Origin of the sequence: Amycolatopsis sp. NPDC102389 (assembly GCF_044765885.1) — a bacterium.
GTDB lineage: Bacteria > Actinomycetota > Actinomycetes > Mycobacteriales > Pseudonocardiaceae > Amycolatopsis.
Window position 1 is genome coordinate 71,637 of record NZ_JBIWKX010000001.1, and the last position, 26,020, is coordinate 97,656.

Annotated in this window: 22 protein-coding genes; 10 read left to right on the forward strand and 12 right to left on the reverse strand. The window is 69.0% G+C overall.

The genetic code is table 11. The annotated features are described in order from the left end of the window. The first annotated feature begins 25 nt into the window (after positions 1-25). Positions 26-2,821: a pyruvate dehydrogenase (acetyl-transferring), homodimeric type gene (gene aceE / locus ACIRGA_RS00310; RefSeq protein ID WP_400935088.1), complete on the forward strand. Its 2,796-nt coding sequence runs from the start codon at positions 26-28 to the stop codon at positions 2,819-2,821. Between the two features lie 116 nt (positions 2,822-2,937). Then, positions 2,938-4,149: an alpha-hydroxy acid oxidase gene (locus tag ACIRGA_RS00315; RefSeq protein ID WP_007032785.1), complete on the forward strand. Its 1,212-nt coding sequence runs from the start codon at positions 2,938-2,940 to the stop codon at positions 4,147-4,149. Here the strand turns inward: ACIRGA_RS00315 and ACIRGA_RS00320 are convergent. Both ACIRGA_RS00320 and ACIRGA_RS00325 read right to left on the reverse strand, forming a co-directional pair. Then, positions 4,146-4,784 (reverse strand): nicotinamide riboside transporter PnuC, encoded by a 639-nt coding sequence (locus ACIRGA_RS00320; RefSeq protein ID WP_400935090.1) that lies wholly within the window; start codon positions 4,782-4,784, stop codon positions 4,146-4,148. The two genes, ACIRGA_RS00315 and ACIRGA_RS00320, sit on opposite strands and share 4 nt — an antisense overlap. Before the next feature lie 202 nt (positions 4,785-4,986). Further along, a complete protein-coding gene (locus ACIRGA_RS00325) occupies positions 4,987-5,724 on the reverse strand; it encodes a hypothetical protein (RefSeq protein ID WP_400935092.1) in 738 nt (245 codons plus the stop codon). Positions 5,725-6,055: 331 nt separating this feature from the next. On the opposite strand from ACIRGA_RS00325, the gene ACIRGA_RS00330 reads away from it, so the two are divergent. The 5 genes from ACIRGA_RS00330 to ACIRGA_RS00350 all read left to right on the forward strand — a co-directional run bounded on the left by ACIRGA_RS00330 (position 6,056) and on the right by ACIRGA_RS00350 (position 11,122). Next, positions 6,056-7,270 (forward strand): PucR family transcriptional regulator, encoded by a 1,215-nt coding sequence (locus tag ACIRGA_RS00330; protein WP_400935095.1) that lies wholly within the window; start codon positions 6,056-6,058, stop codon positions 7,268-7,270. 340 nt (positions 7,271-7,610) lie between these two features. After that, positions 7,611-8,537, forward strand: coding sequence for an ACP S-malonyltransferase (locus ACIRGA_RS00335; protein WP_400935097.1), 927 nt, complete (start codon positions 7,611-7,613; stop codon positions 8,535-8,537). Beyond that, complete coding sequence (locus ACIRGA_RS00340; protein WP_400935099.1) at positions 8,534-9,517, forward strand: beta-ketoacyl-ACP synthase III; 984 nt, start codon at positions 8,534-8,536, stop codon at positions 9,515-9,517. Before ACIRGA_RS00335 ends, ACIRGA_RS00340 begins: the two co-directional genes overlap by 4 nt. Positions 9,518-9,585: 68 nt before the next feature. After that, entirely contained in the window at positions 9,586-9,831 is a 246-nt protein-coding gene (locus ACIRGA_RS00345; RefSeq protein WP_396566465.1) for an acyl carrier protein, read from the forward strand. Positions 9,832-9,871: 40 nt separating this feature from the next. Next, positions 9,872-11,122, forward strand: coding sequence for a beta-ketoacyl-[acyl-carrier-protein] synthase family protein (locus ACIRGA_RS00350; protein WP_400935102.1), 1,251 nt, complete (start codon positions 9,872-9,874; stop codon positions 11,120-11,122). A gap of 71 nt (positions 11,123-11,193) precedes the next feature. Here ACIRGA_RS00350 and ACIRGA_RS00355 read toward each other — a convergent pair whose 3' ends face one another. From ACIRGA_RS00355 to ACIRGA_RS00370, 4 genes are all read right to left on the reverse strand, one after another. Then, on the reverse strand, positions 11,194-13,554 hold the full coding sequence (locus ACIRGA_RS00355) for a cation-translocating P-type ATPase (protein ID WP_400935105.1): 2,361 nt from the start codon (positions 13,552-13,554) through the stop codon (positions 11,194-11,196). A 65-nt stretch (positions 13,555-13,619) separates the two neighbouring features. Continuing rightward, the gene (locus tag ACIRGA_RS00360; RefSeq protein WP_400935108.1) at positions 13,620-14,213 is read right to left on the reverse strand and encodes a hypothetical protein; all 594 of its coding nucleotides are present in this window, start codon (positions 14,211-14,213) and stop codon (positions 13,620-13,622) included. Positions 14,214-14,255: 42 nt separating this feature from the next. Continuing rightward, positions 14,256-14,759 (reverse strand): DUF3145 domain-containing protein, encoded by a 504-nt coding sequence (locus ACIRGA_RS00365; protein WP_016336127.1) that lies wholly within the window; start codon positions 14,757-14,759, stop codon positions 14,256-14,258. Between the two features lie 222 nt (positions 14,760-14,981). Next, a complete protein-coding gene (locus ACIRGA_RS00370) occupies positions 14,982-16,454 on the reverse strand; it encodes a S8 family serine peptidase (RefSeq protein ID WP_400935110.1) in 1,473 nt (490 codons plus the stop codon). A gap of 193 nt (positions 16,455-16,647) precedes the next feature. On the opposite strand from ACIRGA_RS00370, the gene ACIRGA_RS00375 reads away from it, so the two are divergent. Then, positions 16,648-18,108 carry a hypothetical protein gene (locus tag ACIRGA_RS00375; protein WP_400935112.1) on the forward strand — a complete coding sequence of 487 codons (1,461 nt, stop codon included), beginning with the start codon at positions 16,648-16,650 and terminating at the stop codon, positions 18,106-18,108. On the opposite strand, the gene ACIRGA_RS00380 is transcribed toward ACIRGA_RS00375, so the two are convergent. After that, positions 18,105-19,478 (reverse strand): dihydrolipoyl dehydrogenase family protein, encoded by a 1,374-nt coding sequence (locus tag ACIRGA_RS00380; protein ID WP_400935114.1) that lies wholly within the window; start codon positions 19,476-19,478, stop codon positions 18,105-18,107. The genes ACIRGA_RS00375 and ACIRGA_RS00380 overlap by 4 nt on opposite strands. A 155-nt stretch (positions 19,479-19,633) precedes the next feature. On the opposite strand from ACIRGA_RS00380, the gene ACIRGA_RS00385 reads away from it, so the two are divergent. Then, positions 19,634-20,362 (forward strand): histone-like nucleoid-structuring protein Lsr2, encoded by a 729-nt coding sequence (locus tag ACIRGA_RS00385; protein ID WP_400935116.1) that lies wholly within the window; start codon positions 19,634-19,636, stop codon positions 20,360-20,362. A 101-nt stretch (positions 20,363-20,463) separates the two neighbouring features. On the opposite strand, the gene ACIRGA_RS00390 is transcribed toward ACIRGA_RS00385, so the two are convergent. The 5 genes from ACIRGA_RS00390 to ACIRGA_RS00410 form a co-directional block, all read right to left on the reverse strand. Next, positions 20,464-21,210, reverse strand: a complete 747-nt coding sequence (locus ACIRGA_RS00390; RefSeq protein ID WP_400935118.1) for a lipoate--protein ligase family protein — start codon at positions 21,208-21,210, stop codon at positions 20,464-20,466. Beyond that, the gene (locus ACIRGA_RS00395) at positions 21,207-22,592 is read right to left on the reverse strand and encodes an NAD(P)(+) transhydrogenase (Re/Si-specific) subunit beta (RefSeq protein ID WP_400935121.1); all 1,386 of its coding nucleotides are present in this window, start codon (positions 22,590-22,592) and stop codon (positions 21,207-21,209) included. Before ACIRGA_RS00395 ends, ACIRGA_RS00390 begins: the two co-directional genes overlap by 4 nt. Beyond that, complete coding sequence (locus tag ACIRGA_RS00400; protein ID WP_007032801.1) at positions 22,589-22,888, reverse strand: NAD(P) transhydrogenase subunit alpha; 300 nt, start codon at positions 22,886-22,888, stop codon at positions 22,589-22,591. The genes ACIRGA_RS00395 and ACIRGA_RS00400 overlap by 4 nt, the downstream gene beginning before the upstream one ends. Continuing rightward, positions 22,888-23,994: a Re/Si-specific NAD(P)(+) transhydrogenase subunit alpha gene (locus tag ACIRGA_RS00405; RefSeq protein WP_125792807.1), complete on the reverse strand. Its 1,107-nt coding sequence runs from the start codon at positions 23,992-23,994 to the stop codon at positions 22,888-22,890. The genes ACIRGA_RS00400 and ACIRGA_RS00405 overlap by 1 nt, the downstream gene beginning before the upstream one ends. A 180-nt stretch (positions 23,995-24,174) precedes the next feature. Continuing rightward, positions 24,175-24,831 (reverse strand): TetR family transcriptional regulator, encoded by a 657-nt coding sequence (locus tag ACIRGA_RS00410; protein WP_400935125.1) that lies wholly within the window; start codon positions 24,829-24,831, stop codon positions 24,175-24,177. Between the two features lie 89 nt (positions 24,832-24,920). Between ACIRGA_RS00410 and ACIRGA_RS00415 the strand changes: the two genes are divergently transcribed. Next, a complete protein-coding gene (locus ACIRGA_RS00415) occupies positions 24,921-26,012 on the forward strand; it encodes a ferredoxin reductase (protein WP_400935127.1) in 1,092 nt (363 codons plus the stop codon). The last annotated feature ends 8 nt before the right edge of the window (positions 26,013-26,020 follow it).

Genomic DNA, 26,020 nt, shown 5'->3' on the forward strand with positions numbered 1-26,020 from the left:
CTACCACCTTTCGCAAGGAGACCCCTTGGCCCCGCAGAACGACGGCGCCTCCGGCAAGGAGACCCCGGCACGCGTCCGCGTCATCCGTGACGGATTGGCGGCGCACCTGCCCGACATCGACCCGGAGGAGACCGCCGAATGGCTGGACTCCTTCGACGAGGCGCTGGCCAGGGGTGGTCAGCAGCGCGCCAGGTACCTGATGCTGCGCATCCTCGAGCGGGCCAGGGAACGCCACGTCGGCGTCCCGGCGCTGACGTCGACGGACTACGTGAACACCATCCCCACCGAGAACGAACCCTGGTTCCCCGGTGACGAGGAGATCGAGCGCCGCTACCGCGCCTACATCCGGTGGAACGCCGCGATCATGGTGCACCGCGCGCAGCGTCCCGGCGTCGGCGTCGGCGGGCACATCTCTACCTACGGCTCGTCCGCGGCGCTGTACGAAGTGGGCTTCAACCACTTCTTCCGCGGCAAGGACCACTCGGGCGGCGGCGACCAGATCTTCATCCAGGGGCACGCCTCCCCCGGCATCTACGCCCGCGCGTTCCTCGAGGGCAGGCTGAGCGAGAACCAGCTGGACGGGTTCCGCCAGGAGTATTCGCACGCCGGCGAGGGCGGCGGCCTGCCGTCGTACCCGCACCCGCGGCTGATGCCGGAGTTCTGGGAGAACCCGACCGTGTCCATGGGCCTCGGCCCGATGAACGCGATCTACCAGGCGCGGTTCAACCGCTACCTGCGCGATCGCGGCATCAAGGACACCAGCGACCAGCACGTCTGGGCGTTCCTCGGCGACGGCGAGATGGACGAGCCGGAATCGCGCGGCCTCATCCACGTGGCCGCCGGCGAGGGCCTCGACAACCTGACCTTCGTGATCAACTGCAACCTGCAGCGGCTCGACGGCCCGGTACGCGGCAACGGCAAGATCATCCAGGAGCTGGAGTCGTACTTCCGCGGCGCCGGCTGGAACGTCATCAAGGTCATCTGGGGCCGCGAGTGGGACTCGCTGCTGCACGCGGACCGCGACGGCGCGCTGGTCAACCTGATGAACACCACGCCGGACGGCGATTTCCAGACCTACAAGGCCAACGACGGCGCCTTCGTCCGCGAGCACTTCTTCGGCCGCGACCCGCGGACCAAGGAACTGGTCAAGGACCTCACCGACGCCGACGTCTGGAACCTCAAGCGCGGCGGGCACGACTACCGCAAGGTCTACGCGGCCTACAAGTCGTCGCTGGAGCACCACGGCCAGCCGACGGTGATCCTGGCCCACACCATCAAGGGATACGGCCTCGGGCCGTCCTTCGAGGGCCGCAACGCCACGCACCAGATGAAGAAGCTCACCCTCGACGACCTCAAGCTGTTCCGGGACGCCCAGCGCATCCCGATCAGCGACGAGGAACTCGAGCGCGACCCGAAGCTGCCGCCGTACTACCACCCGGGCAAGGAATCGCCGGAGATCGAGTACATGATCGGCCGCCGGAAAGCGCTCGGCGGCTTCCTCCCGGAGCGCCGTCCGAAGGCGTCGAAGGCCCTCGTGCTGCCCGGCGACAAGGTCTACGAAGGCATCCGCAAGGGCTCGGGCAAGCAGGAGGTCGCCACCACGATGGCGTTCGTCCGGCTCGTCCGCGAGCTGGCGAAGGACTCCGAGATCGGCAAGCGGATCGTCCCGATCATCCCGGACGAGGCGCGCACCTTCGGTCTCGACTCGATGTTCCCGACGGCCAAGATCTACAACCCGCACGGCCAGACGTACACGTCGGTCGACGCGAGCCTGATGCTGGCCTACAAGGAGTCCGAAAAGGGCGTCATCCTGCACGAGGGCATCAACGAGGCGGGTTCCACCGCGTCGTTCACCGCCGTCGGCACCTCGTACGCCACGCACGGCGAGCCGATGATCCCGATCTACATCTTCTACTCGATGTTCGGGTTCCAGCGGACCGGTGACGGCCTCTACGCGGCGGCGGACCAGATGGCCCGCGGGTTCGTGCTCGGCGCCACCGCCGGCCGCACCACGTTGACCGGTGAGGGCCTGCAGCACGCCGACGGGCACTCGCTGCTGCTGGCGGCGACCAACCCGGCCGTCGTGGCCTACGACGCGGCGTGGTCGTTCGAGATCGCCCACATCGTGCGGGACGGTCTTCGCCGGATGTACGGCGAGACCGGGCCGGACGGCAACGGCGAGAACATCTTCTACTACATGACGATCTACAACGAGCCCTACCAGCAGCCCGCCGAGCCCGAGAACCTCGACGTCGACGGCCTGCTCAAGGGGCTCTACAAGTACGCGGACGCCCCGGCGGGCGACGGCCCGGAGGCGCAGATCCTGGTCTCCGGCGTCACCATGCCGGACGCGCTTCGTGCCCAGCAGATGCTGGCCGAGGAGTGGGGCGTACGCGCGGCCGTGTGGTCGGCGACGTCGTGGACCGAGCTGCGGCGCGAGGCCGTCGAGGTCGACCACGACAACCTGCTCCACCCGGGCGACTCCCCGCGTGTGCCGTACATCACGCAGAAGCTGTCCGGCGCGAACGGGCCGGTCGTCGCGGTTTCGGACTGGATGCGTGCCGTGCCGGACCTCATCCGCCCGTGGGTGCCGAACGACATGCTGACGCTGGGCACCGACGGGTTCGGGTTCTCCGACACTCGCCCAGCCGCCCGGCGGAAGTTCCTGGTCGACGCCCAGTCGATCGTGGTCGGCACGCTGAGCGCGCTAGCCAAGCGCGGCGAGATCGACCAGTCGAAGGCGGCGGAGGCGGCGCGCAAGTACCGCCTCGACGACGTCGCCGCCGCGGGTCCGCAGTTGTCGGACTCCGGCAGCGCCTAGCACTGCCATGAACGGTCCGTTCCTTGCGAAATTCGCGAGGAACGGACCGTTCCTTGCGTCCGGGACCGGAAGAGCTAGGGTGAGACATCGGATGTTTGTGGAGAGGGTGAGCGAGAGTGACCAAGCGTCGACTGCCGAAGCCGAGTGAGCTGAAGCAGATCCTGCGGCCGAAGCCGATCGTGCTCAACCCGACCGACCGTCGGCTGGCGGGCGCGCACACGATCGCCGACCTGCGGATGCTCGCCCGCAAGCGGACTCCCCGGGCCGCGTTCGACTACACCGACGGCGCCGCCGAGCTGGAGGACAGCCTCCGCCGCGCCCGTCAGGCCTTCCGCAGCGTGGAATTCCACCCCAACGTCCTGCGCGGCGTGTCCGATGTGGACACCGGCAAGGAGATCCTCGGCAAGCGTTCGGAGCTGCCGTTCGCGTTCGCGCCGACCGGGTTCACGCGGATGATGAACCACGAGGGCGAGTCCGCGGTGGCTCGCGTCGCGCAGCGCAACGGCATCCCGATGGGGCTGTCGACGATGGCGACGACGTCCATCGAAGACCTCGCGGCGGCCGCTCCGGAGGCCCGCAAGTGGTTCCAGCTCTACGTCTGGCGCGACCACAAGGCGGGCGAAGATCTGATGAATCGCGCCTGGGCCGCCGGCTTCGACACGCTCATGCTGACGGTGGACACCCCCGTCGCGGGCGCGCGGCTGCGTGACGTCCGCAACGGGCTGACCATCCCGCCCGCGCTCACCCTCAAGACGTTCGTCGACGGCGCGATGCATCCGGCGTGGTGGTTCAACCTGCTGACCACCGAGCCGCTGACCTTCGCGTCGCTGAGCCAGTTCGACGGCACGGTCGCCGAACTGCTCAACCAGCTCTTCGACCCGACCCTGAACTTCGACGACCTCGACTGGGTCCGCCAGACCTGGCCGGGCAAGCTCGTGGTCAAGGGGATCCAGAACGTCGACGACGCGCGTGACGTGGTCAAGCACGGCGCCGACGCGGTGCTGCTGTCCAACCACGGCGGACGCCAGCTCGACCGCGCGCCGACGCCGATCGAGCTGCTGCCCGCGGTGCTCGACGAGATCCAGGGCGACGCGGAGGTGTGGGTCGACACCGGCATCCTGTCCGGCGGCGACATCGTGGCCGCCATCGCGCGCGGCGCGGACGCGGTGCTCATCGGGCGCGCGTTCCTCTACGGCCTGATGGCCGGGGGCGAGCGCGGGGTTCAGCGGTGCGTGGACATCCTGCGCGCCGAGATGGTCCGGACGATGCAGCTGCTGGGCGTCCGCACCCTCGCCGACCTCAAGCCTTCACACGCCACCATGCGCTAGGCCGCGGCCGAGACCCCGGCCGGCGCGGTCCGGACCTGCTTGGCGGTGCGGTTCCAGCTCCACCAGCCGTGCACGACCAGCCCGGCGAACACGATGTACACCGCCGCGGAGAAGTACAGGCCCGAGGAGAGCTGCAGCGGTACGCCGATCGCGTCGACGACCAGCCACACCAGCCAGAACTCGACGAGACCCGCGCCCTGCGCGGCGAAGGCGACCAGCGTGCCGACGAAGATCGCGGCGTCCGGCCATGGCGCCCAAGAGGCGTTCAGCGCGTCGAGCACCAGCGCCATCGCGGTGGTGCCGATCGCGAACGCGCCGAGCATCGCCAGACGCTCGCCGAGACGGCCCTTGCGGACGACGACGCCGTAGACCGGGTCGCTGCGGCGGGACCAGGCCCACCAGCCGTAGATCGAGATGGCGAGGATCGCGATCTGCCTGGTCGCGAGGCCGCCGAGATGTGCGGAGACGTAGACCGAGAACAACAGCACGGTGGCGCCGACCTGGACCGGCCACGTCCACAACGTGCGGCGTTGCGCCAGGAAGACCACGGCCAGCGCGAAGACCTGCCCCGCCAGCTCGGCGAAGGAGATCCATTGTCCGAGCACCGTGACACCGTTGTGCAGCAGGAAGTCCACGTCCGCACCCCTCTCCGTCTACGGCTCCAACATGCTCCGTTCCGACGCCATTCCCTAGAGAGTGTGAGGTGCGGAACAACCGAACGGCTCGAGAGTCGCTGAGGACGCGAAAAGGGCCCTCCACCGCGTGTTCCGCGGCGATGGGCCCCTTCGACTCCACGCGGGCCCGGTGCCTTCCTCGATCACCGGGCCCGCGGGATGCTCAGGAATCTACGCGACCGATGCCCACAGGCGAAGTCGGCGGCTCCGAACGGACCTCCGGCTTGGCGTCCCCAGCCTCCAGTTGGCCCTGGAGATTGGCCAACCAGCCCTGCCAGCGGTCCTGCGCCGGCTTGATCAGGCCGCCGCCGAAGCCGACGACGATCACGCCGCCGATGGTGGCGAGCACGGTGATCAGGACCGGTCCGGTGATCGCGGTCGCGATGTTCACCTGGCCGAGCGCGGCGATGATGCCGAACGCCATGATCATCCAGTAGGCGATGGTGCCGAGCAGCCGTCCCGCGGGCCGGGTGGACAGCGCTCCGGTCACCAGGTCGCGGACGACCTTCGCCACGGCCGCCGCGACGATCACCAGCACCAGCGCCACCAGGATCCGCGGCAGGAACGCGATGATGTCGTTGAGCAGCGCGCTGACCGGATTGCTCTCACCGAATACGCCGAACGCGAGCTGCAGCGCGATCAGGAGAATGAAGTAGTAGACGAGTTTGACGAGGATCCCGCCCGCGTCGACATTCGCCTGTTTGAGCGTTCCGGTGAGCCCCGTCTTCTCGATGAGCTTGCCGAAACCGATCTTCGACAGAACCAGTCCCAATGCCTTCGACAGGGCTTTCGCGATCAACCAGCCGATCAGCAGGATGATCAGGAATCCGATCAATTTCGGCACGAAGGTGGCGACAAGGTTCCATGCTTGTCCCAGACCGTCTTTCAGCTGCTCGCCCACGGCGAACTCCCTCCTCTGCGCATCCGCGCCCAACACCGGTGCGGCTTGCGAGGGATCGTTGATCACGCGCACCGCACCGGCAACTCGGCGACCCACGATCGAGTGAGTGAGCTAGCGGGAAAAGATCGACAAGTCGCATACTTGTCGTACCGGTGGGGACCGGGGAGACGAGGCCGTCCGGCGCAGCGAAAAACGCGAGCGCCGGGCGGCCTCGAGTTTTATGCGGAAATCTTTCGCAATTCCTGGCCCATGACTGTCCACTTCGGACTCCATGGGCGAACGGCCGCAGGATGAGGGCCACCTTTGCCCACCGGACTAGGATCGGCTGACCATGGCTGATGCGACCTCCGGACGGCGTGTGCCCAAGCACCACGGGCTGTCCGCCAAGACCCTCCGGCGGCTCGAGCACGCCTCCGGCCGCCTCGCGAGCGCGAGCGTGGCGGTGATGGAAGAGCGGCTGAGCTGGTTTGCCCGCCTACCCGCCGACCAGCGCGCGAGCGTCCTGCTGATCACCCAGGCGGGTGCCGCCGGTTTCGTCGACTGGCTCCGCGACGCGAAGGAGGCACTCTCCCTCACCACCGAGGCGTTCCGCGAAGCACCCGCCGAACTCTCCCGCTGGGTGAGCCTGCGGCAGGCGGTCGGCATGGTGCGGCTGGCGATCGAGGTGTTCGAGGAGCAGCTGCCGGAATTCGCCGCGAACGAGGCCGAACGCGCCGCGCTGATCGAGGGGATCCTCCGCTACGGCAGGGAGATCGCGTTCGCCGCCGCCAACTCCTACGCGGCGGCGGCCGAAGCGCGCGGCGCCTGGGACGCGCGACTGGAGGCGCTGGTCGTCGACGGCGTCGTCCGCGGCGACGCCGAGGAGGCGGTGCTGTCCCGCGCCGCCGCGCTCGGCTGGGATCCGGCCGCGCCCGCCACCGCGCTGGTCGGCACCCCGACGTCGGACGACCCGCCCGCAGTCGTGTTCGAGGTGCGCAGCCGCGCCGCCAGGGTCGGGCGTCCCGTGCTGCTTTCGGTGCAGGGATCCCGGCTGGTCGTGATCGTCGCCGGTCCCACCGACGGCAGCGTCAAGGACCGCGAAATCCTCACCAAGCTTTCGGTCGCCTTCGCCGAAGGCCCGGTCGTCGCCGGGCCGACGGTGCCCACCCTCGCCGAAGCGCACCACAGCGCGACCGAAGCGCTCTCCGGCCTGCGCGCCGTCGTCGGCTGGCCCGGCGCGCCGCGGCCCGCGAGATCGATCGACCTGTTGCCGGAACGCGCGTTGTCCGGCGATCCCGAGGCCGAACGCCTGCTCGTGGAGCAGATCGCGCGGCCACTCGAGGAAGCGGGCCCGGCGCTGCTGCGGACGGTGGAGACCTACCTCGACAGCGGCGGGGTCCTGGAGACCTGCGCGCGGACGCTGTTCGTGCATCCGAACACCGTCCGGTACCGCCTGCGGAAGGCGGCCGAACTCACCGGCCGCCACGCCGCCGAATCGCGGGACGCCTGGGTGCTGAAGGTGGCGCTGACGGTCGGGCGACTCGCCCGTGCCCGCGGCCTCTGGTGAAGGCTCCGGCGAAGCGGCGAGTACCGCGTGGGTCACGGTGGTGGGGGGGGGGGGGGGGGGGGGGGGGGGGGGTGGGGGGGGGGCGGGGGGGGGGGGGCGGGGCCCCCGCCCCCCCCCCCCCCCCCCCCCCCCCCCCCACCACCGTGACCCAAGCGGCGAACCGGTTGGTAACTCTGCGCAGTGACGGAGTTCATAGGGAAAGCTGGTTGAACCCGACAAGGCTTTTGGGTTAAGCGCGGAGATCAGGAAGACGCTTTTGGAGGGTTCCGACAATTACGTCGGCCGGACTTGGTGAGCGTCGGCATCACGACCATGGTGGCCGAGAGTGTTCTCTAAGGGGGTGACAGTTGCAGTCCTCGCCCCCGGTCAGGGTTCCCAAGCCCCAGGCATGCTCTCCCCTTGGCTCGAGCTCGACGGTGCCCGCGCACGCGTCGAAGCCTGGTCCGAGCGGGCCGGTCTCGACCTCGTCCGCCTCGGCACCGAAGCGGACGCCGAAGAGATCCAGGACACCGCGATCACGCAGCCGCTGATCGTGGCGCTGTCACTGCTGGCGTTCGAGCATCTCCAGCGTGAGGCCCCGGTCGCCGCGGACTCGCCGGTCGCCGGTCACTCCGTCGGCGAATTGGCGGCCGCCGCCATCGCCGGGGTGCTGAGCCCCGAAGACGCCGTCGCGCTCGCCGCCGTCCGCGGCGCCGAGATGGCGAAGGCGTGCGCGCTGGAGCCCACGAGCATGGCCGCGGTCATGCTCGGCGACCCGGAGCAGGTCGTCGCGTGGCTCGAGGGCCAGGGCCTCGCCGCGGCGAACCGCAACGGCGCCGGCCAGATCGTCGCTTCCGGCGCCGCCGACGCGATCGAGAAGATCGTGGCCGAGCCGCTGGAGGGCACCAAGGTCCGCGCGCTCAAGGTCGCGGGCGCGTTCCACACCTCCTACATGGCACCCGCGCGTGAAGCGCTGGCCGCCCACGCTGCGAAGATCACCCCGGCGGACCCGACGCGTCCGCTGCTGTCGAACGCCGACGGCCAGGTCGTCACCAGCGGGGCCGAGTACCTCGACCGGCTGGTAAAGCAGGTCACGAGCCCGGTGCGCTGGGACCTGACCATGGACGGCTTGGTCGCCGCGGGTGTCACCTCGACGCTCGAACTCCCGCCGGCGGGCACGCTGACCGGGCTGGTCAAGCGGCAGCTCAAGGGAACCGTGACCACCACGATCGCTCTGAAGACGCCGGCCGAGCTGGCGAAGCTTCAGGGGCAGGAGGACGCTTCGTGACCGACCGATCCACTTTGCGGCAGGCGCCGGGCGCCGCCGGGACCCGCATCCTCGGTGTCGGGAGCTTCCAGCCCGAGAAGATCGTGACCAACGACGATCTCTCGAAGATCATGGACACCAACGACCAGTGGATCCGCGAGCGGGTCGGCATCGTCGAGCGCCGGTTCGCCGAGAAGGACGAGTCGCTGGTCGACATGGCGGTCAAGGCGGGTACCGCCGCGCTGGCCGACGCCGGGGTGGATCCGTCCGAAGTGGACACGGTCATCCTGCCGAACTGCACGATGCCCACCCAGATCCCGAACGCCGCCGCGCAGGTGGCCGACCGGATCGGCATCACGCATCCGGCCGCGTTCGACCTCAACGCCGCCTGCGCCGGATTCTGTTACGGCATCGGCGTCGCTTCGGATCTCATCCGGGCGGGCAGCGCGAAGAAGGCGCTCGTCATCGGCGCCGAGAAGCTCACCGACCACGTCGACCCGGTCGACCGCGCGAACGCGATCATCTTCGCCGACGGTGCCGGCGCCGCGGTGGTCGGCGCGGCCGACACCGCGCAGATCGGCCCGGTCGCCTGGGGCAGCGCGGGCGAGCACGTCGACCTGATCTACATGCGCGACGACAAGTGGATCTACCAGGAGGGCCAGTCGGTCTTCCGCTGGGCGACCACGCAGATCGCGCCGATCGCCTTGCACGCGCTGGAACTCGCCGGGCTCGAACCGTCCGATGTGGACGTGCTGATCCCGCACCAGGCGAACCTGCGCATCGTCGAAGCCATCGCCAAGAAGCTGCGTGCCAAGGGCGCCCGCGAGGACATGGTCGTGGCCGACGACATCAGGTACTCGGGCAACACCTCGTCCGCGTCGATTCCGCTGGCGCTGGACCACATGCGCAAGGCGGGCACCGCGAAACAGGGCGACGTCGTGCTCGCCGTGGGCTTCGGGGCCGGACTCTCCTACGCGGGCCAGGCCTTCATCTGCCCGTGATGAATACTTCCCCTGCGGACACCGTGTCCGCAGGGCAGCCGAAAGCATCACCGAGAAGGGAACAACCAGTGGCAGACAACGCAAAGATCCTCGCCGGCCTCGCCGAGATCGTCGAAGAGGTCGCCGGTGTGGCGCAGGACGACGTGACCGCCGAGAAGTCCTTCGTGGACGACCTCGACATCGACTCGCTGTCCATGGTGGAGATCGCTGTCCAGGCCGAGGACAAGTTCGGTGTCAAGATCCCGGACGACGAGCTGGCGAACCTGAAGACCGTTGGCGACGCGGTGAACTACGTGTCGGCCAACTCCAAGTAAGTCCGACTTCTTGATTGGCGCCGACCTTGGGGAGACTCCAATGAGCAACATCGACGTCGTGATCACCGGGATGGGCGCGACCACGCCGCTCGGCGGGGACGTCGCGTCCACGTGGGACGGCCTGCTCGCCGGGGCGAGCGGGATCCGCCGCATCGAAGCCGACTGGGTCGACGAACTCGAACTGCCGGTGAAGATCGGCGCCATGCTCGCCGTCGACCCGTCCGAGGTCCTGCCGCGGGTCCAGGCCCGGCGGCTGGACCGCTGTGAGCAGGTGGCGCTCATCGCCGCCCGGCAGGCTTGGGCGGACGCGGGCTTCGAGCAGCCGACCGACGAGCATCAGGATGTGGAACCCGAGCGCCTCGGGGTGACCATCGGTACCGGTGTCGGCGGTCCGGTCACCCTGATCTCCCAGAACGACCTTCTGCACAAGCAGGGACTCCGCAAGGTCTCCCCGCTGACCGTGCCGATGCTGATGCCGAACGGCCCCGCCGCTCACGTCGGGATCGACCTGAAGGCGCGTGCCGGTGTGCATTCGCCCGCGTCGGCCTGCGCGTCGGGCGCGGAAGGCATCGCCGCCGGCTACGAGATGATCCGCTCGGGCCGTGCCGACGTCGTGGTCGCCGGTGGTGCCGAATCGTGCATCCACCCGATCACCCTCGCCGGTTTCGCCCAGGCGCGGACGGTGTCCACCCGCAACGACGATCCGACGAAGGCGTCCAGGCCGTTCGACGTGAACCGTGACGGTTTCGTCCTCGGCGAGGGCTCCGGTGTCGTGATCCTGGAGCGGGCGGACCGGGCCAAGGCCCGCAACGCGCGGATCTACGCGCAGCTGAGCGGGTACGGGATCACCTCGGACGCCTACCACATCACGGGCAACCACCCGGAGGGCGTCGGCCAGATCGCCGCCATGCGGCAGGCGATGACGATGGCCGGGGTCTCCCCGGCTGACGTCGGCCACGTCAACGCGCACGCGACCTCGACGGTCGTCGGCGACGTCGGCGAGGCCGCGGCGATCCGCAACGCGGTCGGCGAGCACGTCGTGGTGACCGCGCCCAAGGGCGCGCTCGGTCACCTGGTCGGCGGTGCGGGCGCGGTCGAGGGCATCGCCACGATCCTGGCGATCTACCACGGGCTCGTCCCGGCGACGCTGAACCTCGAGGACCTGGATCCGAAGGTGCAGCTCGACGTCGTCTCCGGTGAGGCGCGCAAGGTGGAGCTGGGCGCGGCGATCAGCAACTCGTTCGGCTTCGGCGGGCACAACACGGCGCTGTTGTTCACCCCGGCGGCCTGATTTCAGTACGTGAAGGCCCCCTTCACTGCGTCTGACGCAGTGAAGGGGGCCTTCACGTACTTCTGGGGTTGTCAGGCCTCCGAGCGCTTGACCAGATGCCGCCCGGCCCACCAGGCCACTTCCACCAGCACGATCCCCACCCCTGCGCAGGCGAACGCCGACAGCGTGTACGCGCTGACGCTCGGGTCCAGCGCGAAGAACTTCTGCGTGAACGGGATCAGGAACAGCGCGAGGGTCAGCACGACCATCCCGCCGATCAGCAGGATCTTCCACCACCGGTACGGCCGCGCGACGATCCCGAGCACCCACAGCGCGATCGTGATGAGGGTGATCAGCGCCGTCGTCCCCGCCTGGATCTTGTCCAGTTCGGACTGTCCGGATCCCTTGTACACCAGCAGATAGCTCACGAACGTCGCGGTGGCGATGACCAGCCCGGCCGGGACGGCCATCCGCATCACCCGCCCGACGAAGCCGGTACGGGCGCGTTCGTTGTTCGGTGCCAGCGAGAGCACGAAAGCGGGCAGGCCGATCGTGAACCACGCGGTGATCGTGATGTGCCGCGGCAGGAACGGGAACGGCACCTGCGCGATGCCGACCATCAGCGCCAGCAGCACCGAGTAGACAGTCTTGGTGAGGAACAGGTTCGAGACGCGCTCGATGTTGCCGATCACCCGCCGCCCCTCGGCGACGACATGCGGCAGGGTGGCGAACTTGTCGTCCAGCAGCACGATCTGCGCGACCGCGCGGGTGGCCGGACTGCCGGCGCCCATCGCGACGCCGATGTCCGCGTCCTTCAGCGCGAGGACGTCGTTCACGCCGTCGCCCGTCATCGCGACGGTGTGCCCCTTCGACTGCAGCGCACCGACCATCGCGCGTTTCTGCAGCGGCGTCACGCGGCCGAAGACGGCGCGGTCCTCCACGGTGTCGGCCAGCTTTTCGGCGTCCTCGGGAAGTTTCCTGGCATCGACGGGCTTGTCCGCGCCCGGCAGGTCCAGGGTGCCCGCGACGGCGCCCACCGAAATGGCGTTGTCACCCGAGATGACCTTGACCGCGACGTCCTGGTGCGCGAAGAAGTCCAAAGTGTCCTTCGCGTCGGGGCGGACCTTCTGCTCCAGCACCACGAGCGCGACCGGTTCGATGTCGCCGGGTCCCTCGGCCGCGTCGACGGCCCGTTCGGCACGGCCCAGCAACAGGACACGCAGGCCGCGCGAGCCGATCTTCTCGGCCTCCGCCCGGTGCTCCCCCTCAGGCAGCAGGACGTCGGCCGCGCCGAGCACCCAGTCGCCGTCGGCGCCGAACGACGCGCCACTCCACTTGCGCGCCGAGGAGAACGGCATGGTCGTGGAGACACGCCAGCCCGGATCGGTCCCGTGCGCCTCCGCGATCGCCTGCAGGCTCGCGTTCGGGCGGGGATCCGCGGCGGCGAGCGCGGCCAGCGCGTCGTCCACCGGGTGGCCGGGCGTGATCTCCCGGACCTCGGAAAGCCGCATCGCGTTCTCGGTGAGCGTGCCGGTCTTGTCCGCGCACACCACGTCGACCCTGGCGAGTCCCTCGATCGCCGGGAGTTCCTGCACCAGGCACTGGCGTTTGCCCAGCCGGATGACCCCGACCGCCAGCGCGACACTGGTCATCAGCACCAGGCCCTCGGGCACCATCGGCACGAGCGCCGCGACCATGCCGCGCAGCGCGTCCGGCCACGCCTGGTCGCCGGCGAGCTGGTTGTAGATGGTCAGCGCGCCCGCCGGGACGAGCAGGTACGTGATGAACTTGAGGATCTTGTCGATGCCCTGGCGCAGTTCCGACTTCACCAGGGTGAACTTGCTGGCCTCCGCGGCCAGTTTCGCCGCGTAGGACTCGTCGCCGATGATGTCCGCGCGGTAGGTGCCGCTGCCCGCGACGACGAAGCTGCCGGACAGCACCTTGTCACCGGGCTGCTTGACCACCGGATCGGATTCACCGGTCAGCAGCGACTCGTCGACCTCCAGCGCGTCGGCCGTCAGCGTCGGGCCGTCGACGACGATCTTGTCGCCGGGCCCCAGCTCGACGAGGTCCCCGAGCACGACCTCTTCGGGGGCGATCTCGGCGCTCAGGCCGTCACGGCGGACGGTCGGCTTGGCCTGTCCGACGATCGCGAGCCGTTCCAGCGTCCGTTTCGCCCGGAGCTCCTGGATGATGCCGACCGCGCTGTTGACGATGATCAGTCCGCCGAACAGCCCGTCGATGAAATACCCCGTCGACAGGATGAGCACGAACAGCACGCCGTAGATCGCGTTGATCCGGGTGAAGACGTTCGCGCGGATGATCTCGCCGGTGGTCCGGCTGGTCTTCGTGGAGACCGTGTTGGTCTGGCCCGCGGCCACCCGCTGGGCGACCTCTTCGCTGGTGAGCCCCCTCGATGCGTCGGTCAGCAGGGCCGGCTGATCAATTGCCATGCCCGCGACTCTATTCCGCCCGGCTCACGCCCGCGTCAGCCTCGGGGACCATGTCACCCCTTACTTCAGCATCTTTCGTGTTCGGGGTTGGTGCCGCCGTCGGTCGTGTCGACGCGCCACGACCCGCTCTCCAGCCGCAGTGGCAGCACCAGCCGCCACCGGATACATCCCTCGGGCAGGTACACCGGCGCGTCTTCGACGTCCTGCGTGCTGGTGAAGGCGACGAGGACCCGGAGCGTGTTCGGCGCTCCCGGCTCGATGCGATAGACGAGGATGCTGCCGTCCTTAGTGGACTGGAAGTCCTTCTTCCACTCCGCCGAGGTCTTGGTCTTGGCCCGTTCGCGGCTGACCACCGAAGTCCACTTCGGATAGTCGCGATCGTTGATGGAGTCGAAATACCCCTGCAGCACCTGCCGGACGCTCTGGTACTGCGGATGCGAGAAGACGTCGGGGGTCACCTCGACGACGGGTGAACCGGGCTGTTGCTCCGGGGCGACCGACGTCGGCGACTCGCTGACGACCGGCTGGGTGGGCTCGGCCTCCGGGCGCGTATAGAGATCGCGGGCCAGCAACCCCACGCCGACGGTCAAGGAGATCACGACCACGAGAACGGGGATCAGCCACCGCTGGCGAGAGAGGGGGCGAGGCTGGGCGGTCACCCTGAAAGGTTAGCCGCCCGCCTCTTCCGTCTTCACCGGCGTCTACCCGACTTGGTGCAGCCAGGTGACCGGGGCACCGTCACCGGCGTGACGGTACGGTTCGAGCGCTTCGTCCCAATTGGCGGCGAGGAGCTCGTCGAGCTTGTGCGCCAGCGATTCGCCGGAGCGGACCTTGCTCACCAAGGCGCGCAACTGGTCCTCGCCCACGACGATGTCGCCGTTGGCACTGGTCCTGCCGTGCCACAGGCCGAGGCCCGGAGCGAAACAGAACCTCTCGCCGTCGACCCCCGCACTGGGCTCTTCGGTGACTTCGAACCGGATCATCGGCCACGCCTTGAGCGCGGACGCCAGCTTTCCGCCGGTGCCCGAAGGCGCACGCCAACCACATTCGGCGCGGAGCTGTCCTGGACTGGCGGGCTGCGCAGTCCACTTCAACTCGACTCGGGCACCCAGGGTGCCCGAAATGGCCCACTCGACGTGCGGACACACCGCAGACGGCGACGAGTGGACGTACACCACGCCACGGGTGTTGCCACGGGTGCTCACTGCTGACCTCCGCTACTCGACGAGGGGCGTCTTCCCCTACGACCTCGCGAGCTGCGCTGGTCAGGTGGCTCGTGCCGCCTCCCGGTACGCGTGAGCACATTGTGCACCCCAACTGTGCTGTTTGGCCACATGAACACCACAAGTCGCACCTGATTGGGACGCGGGACTCGGCTGAAGGCCCCCTTCTTTCGGCTCAGCCGAAGGAAAGGGGCCTCACCCGGGTTAACCCTGGGCGCCGAGCGACCGCGCCGCGGCGAAGGTGTCCACCAGACCGGTGCCCTTGTCGAAGCTCGACGTGTACGGCCCGGCCGCCACGTACGGCGAGCCGTTGGCGAACTTGTACGCGGTGCCCTTGATCGCGGCCTCGATGTCACCAGGGCTCGCGTTCGGCGCGACCTGGAACAGCTGCGCGACGATCCCGGTGATCTGCGGCGCCGCCATCGAGGTCCCGCTGATCACGTTGTAGGTGGCGAGGTCCAGGAGCCCAGGGCCGTTCTTGGGCTGCAGGCCCTGCGTGCAGATCGGCTGCGTGGGCCGGCACGACGAGAGGATGTTCTCCCCCGGCGCGGAAACGTCGGGCCAGCTCGACTGGCTGCTCTTGAGACCGCGAGAGGAGAAGTCGGAGACCGTGCCGTCACGGGTGCCGGTCCCCTGGTCGTTGAACGACGCCACCGAAAGCACGCCCGGCGTCTGGTCCTGCCCCGGTGGGTTGGAGAGGTTCGCCGAACCGTCGCCGCCGTCGTTCCCGTTCGCCCACACCGTGACGACGCCTTCCGCGGCGAGCGCGCGCTGCAGCTTCACCGTCGCCGAGTTCGGGTCGAAGGTGCCGCCGCCGCTGGGACCGTAGGAGTTGTTGGTCACCTTGATCGGCGGGCACACCGACGCCGCGACACCCGCGCCGCACGGCGCCTTGTGGTTCTCCAGCACCCAGTTCAGCGCCGCGTCCGTGCCGAGGACGAGCAGTGCGGCCCCCGTCGAGACCGAGACGATCTTCGAGCCCGGCGCCGAGCCGCCGACCTTGGTGCCGTCGGTCAGGGTCAACTGGTTGCCGGCGGCGATGCCGGTGACGTGCGTGCCGTGACCGCCCAGCGAGAGGGTGTCGGTGTCGACGGAGGTCGGGACGTCGACGATGCAGTTCGTGGCCGTGCCGTCGAGACAGAGGCTCTTGAGGCTGCGCACCACCCGCGTCTTGCCGTCGGCGCCCTTGAAGGCCGGATGCGTCGGGTCGACACCGGTGTCGATGATCGCGACGGAGACGCCCCTGCCGTCCACGGGAGCGCCACCGGCGTCCTTGAGCTGCGTCTGCGCCTGGAGGCTCCGCGTCGCCGTGGTGCCGGGGCTGCCGTGTGCCTTGAGCTTCTCGTTGCCTTCGACGTAGGTGACGCCGGCGGCCTTGCGCACCGCGCGCACCTGGTCGGCGGTGCCCCGGACGGCGACGACGCCGATCTTCCCGAACGAGGTGATCTTCGTGAGCCCGGCCGAACGGGCGGCGCGTTCGGCCGTGGCGACGTCGTCGGCGTGCACGAGCGCGGTCACCCCCGTGGTGCCGGTGACGGCCGAGAGCAGGCGGGAAAGTCCGGGGGCGGCAGGTGCGAGCGGTCCCGCGGCCTGCGCGGGGACCATCCCCGCGGCAGGGACGGCTAGCAGGGCGACGACGAGTGCGGCGCGTCGACGCCAGGGGCGAGATACGGCCATTGCGTTTCTCCTGGTGACAGGGGGCAAGGAACTGTCACCTACCAACGAGTACCACCCGGACGGGTGACGGTGCTCACGCCCTTTACAACTTTTCGGAGCAACATCACCGCGCCTACCTGGGACGTGTCGCCGCGTTGCTCCGGATGGAGGCGCTAGTTTGTGCAGCGAGACCGACGAGATGGGGAGGGGTTCGGTGCGACTCGTTCGCCTCGCTCAACAGCCGTCCCGGGTGGCCGAGGACGTCCGCGCCGCGCTGGCTTCACTCGGCCGGGGCAGCAACGTCGTCGGCGGGGTCGCCCTGGTCGGCGCCAGCCCGGTCGACGGGCGGCCCGTGGAGGCCGTCGTCGTCATGCCGAAGGGCGTGCTCATCGTCATCGGCGTCGACCTGCCGGACCCGGCGTTGAAACTCGAAGCCCCGCTCGGCGGACCGTGGAAGGCCGACGGCTGGCCGCTGGTCCACGGGGACACCTCGATCAACCCGGCCACGGACGCGCTCTCGCTGTCCGCCGCGTGCACGCACAAGATCGCGGACGTCGCCCCCGGCGCCGGGCCGATCGGCACGATCATCGCCGTCGGGCCCTATGTGGAGACGGTCGACCAGCCCGCCGCGGATCTCGCCGGTTCGGTCCGAGTCCTTTATCCGACGGCGACGACGATGCTCGCCGCGACGGTCTCCTTGGCCACCGCGCCGCGGCCCCGCTCCGTCCAGCAGGCGCGGGAGCTGATCGCCGCGCTCGCCCCGGACGCGCCGCCGATGCCCGAGGAGATGTTGCTCGGGGAAGGCTTCAGCGCTTACTCCGACGACGAGCCGACGGTGATCCGCGAGAACCCGCTCGTCGCGATCGCGCCGACGGTTCCGGTCCAGCATCCGGGGAAGCGGAACAGACCGGCGAAACCGGCCGTGCCTCCCGTCAAGCCCGCTCCGCCCGTTCAGCAGCCCGTCGCCGCGAAGCCCGTTCCCCCGGTCCGGCAGGCCCCGCCGCCGGCGGTGGCCGCTCCCGCCGCGGCTCCTGCTCCTCCTCCCGCCGAGCCCGCCCCGAAGACGTCGCGACAGTCCAAGACGGTGAAGTGGCTGCCGGTCGCCGCGATCGGCTTGCTCATCGTGTTGCTGGTCGCGGCCATCAGCGTGGCTTCCGGCGGTGACGACACCGCGTCGACCCAAACTCCCCCGCCACCGACCCCGGCAACCAGTCCCCCGCCGCCGAGCAGCAGCGCGGTGGAGAACATCCAGTTCACGTCGCGGGCGTCCGCCGCGGACCAGAAGTGCGCGTCGCACGCGTACGGCGACGTCCAGTCGAGCCTTCAGCAGACGAGTTGCTCGACGGTGAAACGGGCCAGCTTCGCCAGTTCCATCGACGGCCGGGCCGCGGCGGTGACCATCGCCGTCGTGGAATTCCCGAACACCGAGCAGGCGAGCGCGTTCAAGGCCACCGCCGACAACCCCGGCGGTGGCGGCATCCTCGATCTCGCCACCGAGACCAACCAGTGGCAGGGCGAAGTGCCGGTGTTCGAAGGCGCCGCCTACCAGAGCAGCCTGGACGGGAAGTCGGTCCGGTTGATCCAGGTGGTGTGGCTGCCGGGACCGTCCACTCCGGACGATCCCGGCCTCGTCCGCGGCGCGAAGGCCGCGCTCGAACTGCCTGTGAACGGCTAGAGGCCGTACGCCTCCAGAAGGCGCAACCACACTTCGCTGATCGTGGGGAACGACGGGACCGCGTGCCACAGCCTCGGCAGCGGGACCTCGCCCACGATCGCGATCGTCGCCGAATGCAGGAGTTCGGCGACGTCCTGCCCGACGAAGGTCGCGCCGACCAGAACGTCGCGTTCGGTGTCGACGACGATGCGCGCCTTGCCCGCGTAGCCGTCCGCGTGCAGTGAGGAACCGGCCACCGCGATGTCGATGTCGACGACGCGGTGCGGCTTGCCCTCCTCGGGTCCGGCGAGCCCGACCGAAGCGACCTCCGGGTCGGTGAACACGACCTGTGGGACGGCGTGGTGATCGGCCGTGGCGCTGTGCGCGCTCCACGCGGCGGAGTCGACGGGCTTGCCCGCCGCCTGCGCGGCCACCGAGTCACCCGCGGCCCTGGCCGCGTACTTGCCCTGATGGGTCAGGGGCGCCCGGCCGGTGACGTCCCCGACGGCGAACAGCCAGTCACCGTCCACAGCGGACACGCGGCCGTTGTCGTCGGTGGTGAGCGGCGCGCCCGCTTCGAGCCCCAGCGTCTCCACGCCGAGTCCGTCGGTCGCCGGACGGCGTCCGGTGGCGACGAGCAGCTCGTCGACGACCAACCGGCCGCCACCCTTCAACGCCAGTTCCTTACCACCGTCCACAGCGGACACGGAGTCGAGACCCGAGCCGGTGTGCACGGTGACCCCGGCTTCGCGAAGTCCCGCGATGACGGCGTCGCCCGCGAAATCCGGCAGCCGCGGCAGGGGACGCGCCCCCGAGATGATCAAGTGGACTTCGGCGCCGAGCGTGGCGAAGGCCTGCGCCATCTCGACTCCGACGACACCGCCTCCGAGTACGCCGAGGCGGCGCGGGACCGCTTCCGCCGACGTCGCCTCGCGCGAACCCCACGGCGAAATCGTGTCCAGCCCGGGGATCGACGGCGTTCGCGGGACACTGCCCGTGGCGACGATCACGGCGTGCAGTGCGGTCAGCTCGTCACCTCCGTCGACCGTGACCTTCCGCTCACCGGTGATCCGGCCGTGCCCGCGAATCGGGACGATCCCGGCCCCTTCGGCCCATTTGACCTGTCCGGTGTCGTCTCCCTTGCCGGTGAACCAGTCCCGGCGCGCGAACACCTCGGCCGGGTCGACCGCGTCGCCCACCGGGACACCGGGCACCCGCTTGGCGGCGGCGAGGAGGTTCCCCGGCCGCAGCAGCGCCTTGCTCGGAATGCAGGCCCAGTAAGAACATTCGCCGCCGAAGCGTTCGTGTTCGACGAGCGCGACCCGAAGGCCGCCGCGCGCCGCCCGTTCGGCGGCGACCTCGCCGACCGGGCCGCCTCCGATCACGATCACGTCAAAATCCTGTGCTGACATGCATTCAGCGCACACCACCGCGCAGCTTCGCGCAACCTGCCGCTATCCTCGTGTCGCTGCGTGAGTCATCAGCCGCGGGTCAGGTTTCGCCGTGCCGGTTACGCAGTAGAACGATCGAGCGCGGGAGGTTTTTCATGGCCAGGAACACTGCTGTGCATTTGCTGGATGATCTGACCGGCGAGGCGGCCGAGGAAACGGTCGCTTTCGGTTTGGACGGAATCGCTTACGACATCGACCTTTCGGCCGACAACGCCACCGCACTCCGGGAAATCCTGCGTGCCTATGTGGCGAACGGCCGCCGGATCGGTGGACGGAAATTGCGGCCGCGGGTCGTGCAGCGGCCCAAGGGCGCGCGGGTGGCGAAGACGACGCCGAAGACCGCGGCCACCGCCGCGAAGGCCGAGGCGAAAACGGCCGCGAAGCCGGGCCGCAAGCCCGCCGCGAAGGGGGTCGCCGGCCGCAAGCCCGCCGCCGCCAAGGCCGCTCCCAAGACCGCCGCCGCGAAGACCACCGCCGCCAAGGCGGAGGCCAGGACTCCCGCCAAGACCACGGCGAAAGCCACCGCTGCCAAGGCGAAGGCGACTCGCGGCGCGGCGGCGAAGACCACCTCGGCCAAGGCTCCGGCCGGTCGCGCGAAGACCGCCGCCGCGGCCAAGACCACGGCCAAGGCGGCGCCGAAGGCGACCACCAAGACGACGGCCACGAAGGCCGCTCCGAAGACGGCGGCCGCGAAGACGACCGCCGCCAAGGCAGCGCCGAAGGCCGCGGCCAAGGCTCCGGCGAAGAAGGCCGCCGAGCCGAAGAAGACCACGCGCGCCGCTCGTAAGGTGCCCGCCGTCACTTTCTCGGCCACGGAGAAATAGTTCCAGAAAGAGCAAATGGCCCCCTTCGCGTAATCGAGCGAAGGGGGCCATTTGTGTCAAGTCTCGTGAGTGGTAAGTGTCGTTAGAACGACACTTACCACTCACGAGGCCGGACGCTGAGAACCTTCCGAATGCCACTTCGGGTACCCGTACCGCGTGTGCTGGAGCGAGCGATGCCACTCCCGCTCCCCGGCCGAGGGCTTCCGGGTGGTGAGTTCACCCAGTTGCGCGGCCGCCGCCACGCGGACGGCGGCCGTGACGTCGGCAACACCTTTACGCAGGCCGTGCTCGGCGAGCGACGCGACCCGGCTCCGGTGCGAGTCGAGCGGGCGGGGATCCGCGGGTGCCGAAGTGAGGTACCGGCCGACCCGTTCGGCAGCGGTCGAAACGAGCAGGGTGGAATGCGCGAGCAAGCCCGTTTTGGTCCGGAAGACGGCGAAACCGCACAGCTTCGCGTCACCGACGAACAGGCCTCGATCACCGAGCCGCGACGGCAGCCCGAGTTCGGCCACCGTCGCGGTCATCAGTTCCCCGAGCGCTTCGAGCGGTCTGTCCGTCTTCGACAGACCGTGCCCCGGCAGGACGAGCGTGATGTTGAGATTGCCGGGGTCGTGGAACACGGTGCCGCCGCCGCTGGCCCGGCGGAGCACCGGGACGCCGTCGGCCGCGCAGACGTCGGCCTTGACCTCGCGTTCGATCTTCTGCCCCCGCCCCACGACCACACAGTCGGTGTTGCGCCAGATCCACAGGACCGGCGCCTCCGGTGCGGAACGCAGGAGGGCTTCGTCGAACGCGAGGTTGTCGGCCGGGTCGTCGAACGAGGCGACGACTTCCGAGGGACCGATCACAGTGCTTTGAGTTCCTCCACGATCTCGCCCACCGACGATTTGGCGTCGCCGAAGAGCATGCTTGTCTTCGCATCGTAGAAGAGCTCGTTGTCGATGCCGGCGAAGCCCGAGCTCATCGAGCGTTTGAGCACGATCACCGATCGGCTGTGGTTCACCTTGAGGATCGGCATCCCGTAGATGGGCGAGCCGGGATCGGTCTCCGCCGCCGGGTTCGTGACGTCGTTCGCGCCAATCACCAGGGCGACGTCGGTCTGGGCGAACTCGGAGTTGATCTCGTCCATTTCCTTGAGCTGTTCGTACGGGACGTCGGCCTCGGCGAGGAGCACGTTCATATGCCCCGGCATCCGGCCGGCCACCGGGTGGATGGCGTACGCGACCGTGATCCCCTTGGCCTCCAGCAGTTTCGCCATCTCGCGGACGACGTGCTGCGCCTGCGCGACGGCCATGCCGTACCCCGGCACGACCACGACCTTGTTGGCGTACGCCATCTGGATCGCGGTGTCGGACGCACTGGTGCTGCGCACCGGCCGGACCTCGCCGGAACCGGAGCTCGCGACCGCCGTGCCACCGCCGAACCCGCCGGCGACGATGGCCGGGATCGACCGGTTCATCGCCTTCGCCATCAGATTCGTCAGGATCGAACCCGAGGCGCCGACGATCATGCCCGCTACGATCAGCGCGGTGTTGTCGAGCGCGAGACCCATGGCCGCGGCCGACAAACCGGTGAGCGCGTTCAGCAATGAGATGACGACCGGCATGTCCGCGCCGCCGATCGGCAGCACGACCACCACGCCGAGCACGCCCGCCGCGAGCAGCAGGCCGATCATCAGCAGCTCGGCGTCACCACCGGCGGCGATGACGACCGCGAACACGATCGCCGCGATCAGCACCAGCGCGTTCACCGGCTGCTGCAGTTTGCCCAGCGTGATCGGGCGGCCGGAGATGAGTTCCTGCAGTTTCCCGAACGCGATGTTCGAGCCCCAGAAGGACACCGAACCGACGATCGCGGCGAACAACGACGCGATCGCGACGTACGCCGGCTCGTGCGCGTACCCCTCGGTGGTGCGGAACTCGACCCACGCGATGAGCGCGACCGCCCCGCCGCCGACGCCGTTGAACAGCGCCACCATCTGCGGCATCGCGGTCATCTTCACCTTGCGCGCGGACGGCACGCCGACGGCGACACCGATCGCGACGCCGAGGGCGATCAGCAGCCAGTTGCTCATACCGGGCGTCAAAAGCGTCGCGATCACCGCGATGCCCATACCGACGGCGGCGATCCAGTTGCCGCGCACCGCGGTGCGCGGACCGGTCAGGCCCATGAGGCCGTAGATGAACAGTGCGAAGGAAATGATGTAGAGGACGGCGATGAAGGTCGTCACTTGTCACCACCGTCTTCCGGCTTCTTCGCCTTGAACATCGAGAGCATCCGGTCGGTGACGAGGAAGCCGCCGACCACGTTGATCGTGCCGAAGGCGATCGCGATCACCAGCAGGATCTTGTTCAGCACGCCGTCGACCCCGAGGCCGAGCACGATGAGCCCGCCGAGCAGGACGATGCCGTGGATGGCGTTGGTGCCCGACATGAGCGGGGTGTGCAGCGTGTTGGGCACCTTGGAAATGACCGTGAAGCCCACGAATCCGGCGAGTACGAGGATCGCCAAACTGCCAACGAGCATCACTCGCCTCCTTCTTCTTTACCGGCCACGCAGGCTCCGGCGACGATCTCGTCGGAGAAGTCGAGCGCGAGCTTGCCTTCGGAGTCGACGAGCAGTTCCAGCAACTCCGTGACGTTGCGCGCGTAGAGCTCGCTGGAATGCGCGGGCATCTCCGCGGCGAGGTTGAGCGGCGAGCAGATGGTGACGTCATGCTCGACGACCTCCTCGCCCGGTTTCGTCAGCTCGCAGTTTCCGCCGGACTCGCCCGCGAGATCGACCACGACACCCCCGGCTGGCATCCCCTTCACCGCGTCGGCGGTGACGAGGACCGGTGCCTTGCGGCCGGGGACGAGCGCCGTGGTGATCACGACGTCGAACCTCGTGATCGCCTCGGTGAGCCTGCGTTGCTGCTCGGCCTTTTCCTCGTCGGTCAGCTCGCGGGCGTACCCGCCTTCGCCGACCGCCTCGATGCCGAGGTCGAGGAATTTCGCGCCGAGCGACTTCACCTGCTCGCCGACCTCGGGCCGCACGTCGTACCCGGTGGTCTGCGCGCCGAGCCGTTTCGCCGTCGCCAAGGCCTGCAGCCCCGCGACACCGGCGCCGAGCACGAGCACCTTCGCCGGTGGCACCGTTCCGGCCGCGGTGGTGAGCATCGGGAAGAAGCGGGTGAGCTTCTCCGCGGCCAGGAGGACCGCGCGATATCCCGCGACACTGCTCTGTGACGACAGCGCGTCCATCGCCTGCGCGCGGGAGATCCGGGGGATCGCCTCGACGGCGAAGGCGCGCACGCCCGCCGATTCGAGCGCCGCTATCCCGTCCGGATCACCCCTCGGATTCAGGAAGCCGATGAGGATCGTGCCCTGTTTGAGCTTCGCGACTTCGGCCGCGCTCGGAGGCGCCACCTTCACCACGATGTCGGCATCCCACGGATCGCCGATCACCGCGCCCGCCTGCTCGAAGGTCTCGTCGGCGAGCAGCGCGCCGGCGCCCGCGCCGGGCTCGACCACCACCCGCAGTCCGCGTCCGGAGACGCGCTCGATGAGCTTCGGTACCAGCGCGATACGACGTTCACCTTGTCCGGTTTCCCGGACCACGCCGACCGTGAGCTGCTCGTTCTCTGCCGCCACAGGCGACCTCCTCGCTGGAGAGGACCACACGAACCCGCACTGTTTACCACGTCCGGCCGACAACTTTCCTGGCTGAACGTATCCGGACGGCATCTTTCCGTGACATCACTCATCACGATCGATCCAGCCATCGATCCAGGTGCGCGACGTCATAAGGGGCTTATGGCAACGCTTTCCGCATCACGGAACGCTGCGCCAGTTCGGCACGCCCAGAAAGATCAGCCGGAGCCGCCGTTCGGCCGTGCGCCCGATCTCGTCGTCCCGCGAAGGAGCCTCCAGCAGCTCCAGCACCGTCGTGAGCATGGTCGTCACGATCAGGTCGGCGAGCAGATGGAGATCTTCGGTGCTCCATTCGCGCAGATTGTCGAATCGCACGAGGTCGACGGCGAGTTCGCTGACGAAGAGCTTGAGTTCGAACGCGATCGCCTGCCGGACCGGCCCCGTGCCGCCGTACCGCTCCCGGGTGAGGAAATGGAAGTGGTCCTCGTGCGCCCGGACGTGCTCGCGCAGGATGCGCACGGACGTCTTGATCATGTCGTTGTACGCGGCCGGTTTGGTACGCGCCGAGCGGATCATCGTGCGCAGCGTGCGCATCGACTCCTCGACGAGCGCCACGCCCAGCTCGTCCATCGACGCGAAATGCCGGTAGAACGCCGTCGGCACGATCCCGGCCTGCTTCGCCACCTCGCGCAGGCTCAGGCCGGAGAACCCTCGTTCCGCCACCAGGTCGAGGGCAGCGTCCAGCAGCGCCTGCCGGGTTCGCTGCTTGCGCTCCTGCCGGGAAACGGGCTCCGTTGTCACGACGGACAGCGTAATCGCCTCCGCGGTATCACTCACGTCACATCGCCCTCCTCTCGCGTTGACAAGCGCGACCATCGCCACTTCACTATTGAGTGTACAAGCGTTCACTGAATTTGGGAGAAGTGATGACGGCACTGGTACCGCGCAGGGCCAGGCGGCTGGCCTCGCTGGCCGAGGCCCTGCTCACGCCCCATGGCATGGACCGCTACCTCGAACTCGTCGATCCGATGCTGGTCCGCCGGGAGATCCGCGGCCTGGTCACCGACGTCCGGCGGCAGACACCCGACACGGTCACGCTGACCATCCGGCCGAGCCGCGCGTGGCGGGGACACGTCGCCGGCCAGTACGTGCGGGTGACCGTCGAGATCGACGGCGTCCGCCGGACCCGCTGCTACTCGCCCGCCGGTTCGGAGCACGACGGATCACTGGAACTGACCATCAAGGCCGATCCGCAGGGGCTCGTCTCGCGGCACCTGAACCGCACGGTCACCCTCGGCTCGGTGCTCGGACTGTCCACTCCGGACGGTGAGTTCACCCTGCCATCGCCGAGGCCCCGGCGGATCCTGCTGCTGAGCGGCGGAAGTGGGATCACCCCCGTCCTGTCGATGCTGCGCACGTTGGCCGACGAGAAGCACGAAGGCGATCTCGCCTTCCTGCACTACTCCAACAGCGCCGAAGACGCCCTCTATCGCACCGAGCTCGCCGACCTCGCCCGCCGCCTGCCCGGCCTGCGGGTGGTACACGCGTTCACTCACGCGAAAACCGGCGGCGACCTGCACGGGTTCTTCTCGAAGGAACACCTCGCCGAGGCCGCGCCGTGGTACCCCGACGCCGAAACCTTCCTGTGCGGTCCGAAGCCACTGATGGATTCGGTCCGCGAGGTGTTCGAGGCCGACGGCCTGGGTGCACATCTGCACACCGAGGAGTTCACGCCGCCGGCGCTCACCTTCGACACCGAGAACGCCGAAGGGCAGGTGCGGTTCGCGCGCAGCGGCCGCGAGTTCGCGAACTCCGGGAAACCGTTGCTGGAGCAGGCCGAAGAAGCGGGACTGAGCCCGGAACACGGCTGCCGCATGGGCATCTGCTTCTCCTGCACGCAGGTCAAGACCTCCGGCTGCGTGCGCAACGCCAAGACCGGCGAGACCTCCAGCGAAGAGAACGAAGAGATCCAGCTCTGTATCTCCGTCCCCGTCGGGGACGTCGAGATCAACGCGTAGGAAGGAGC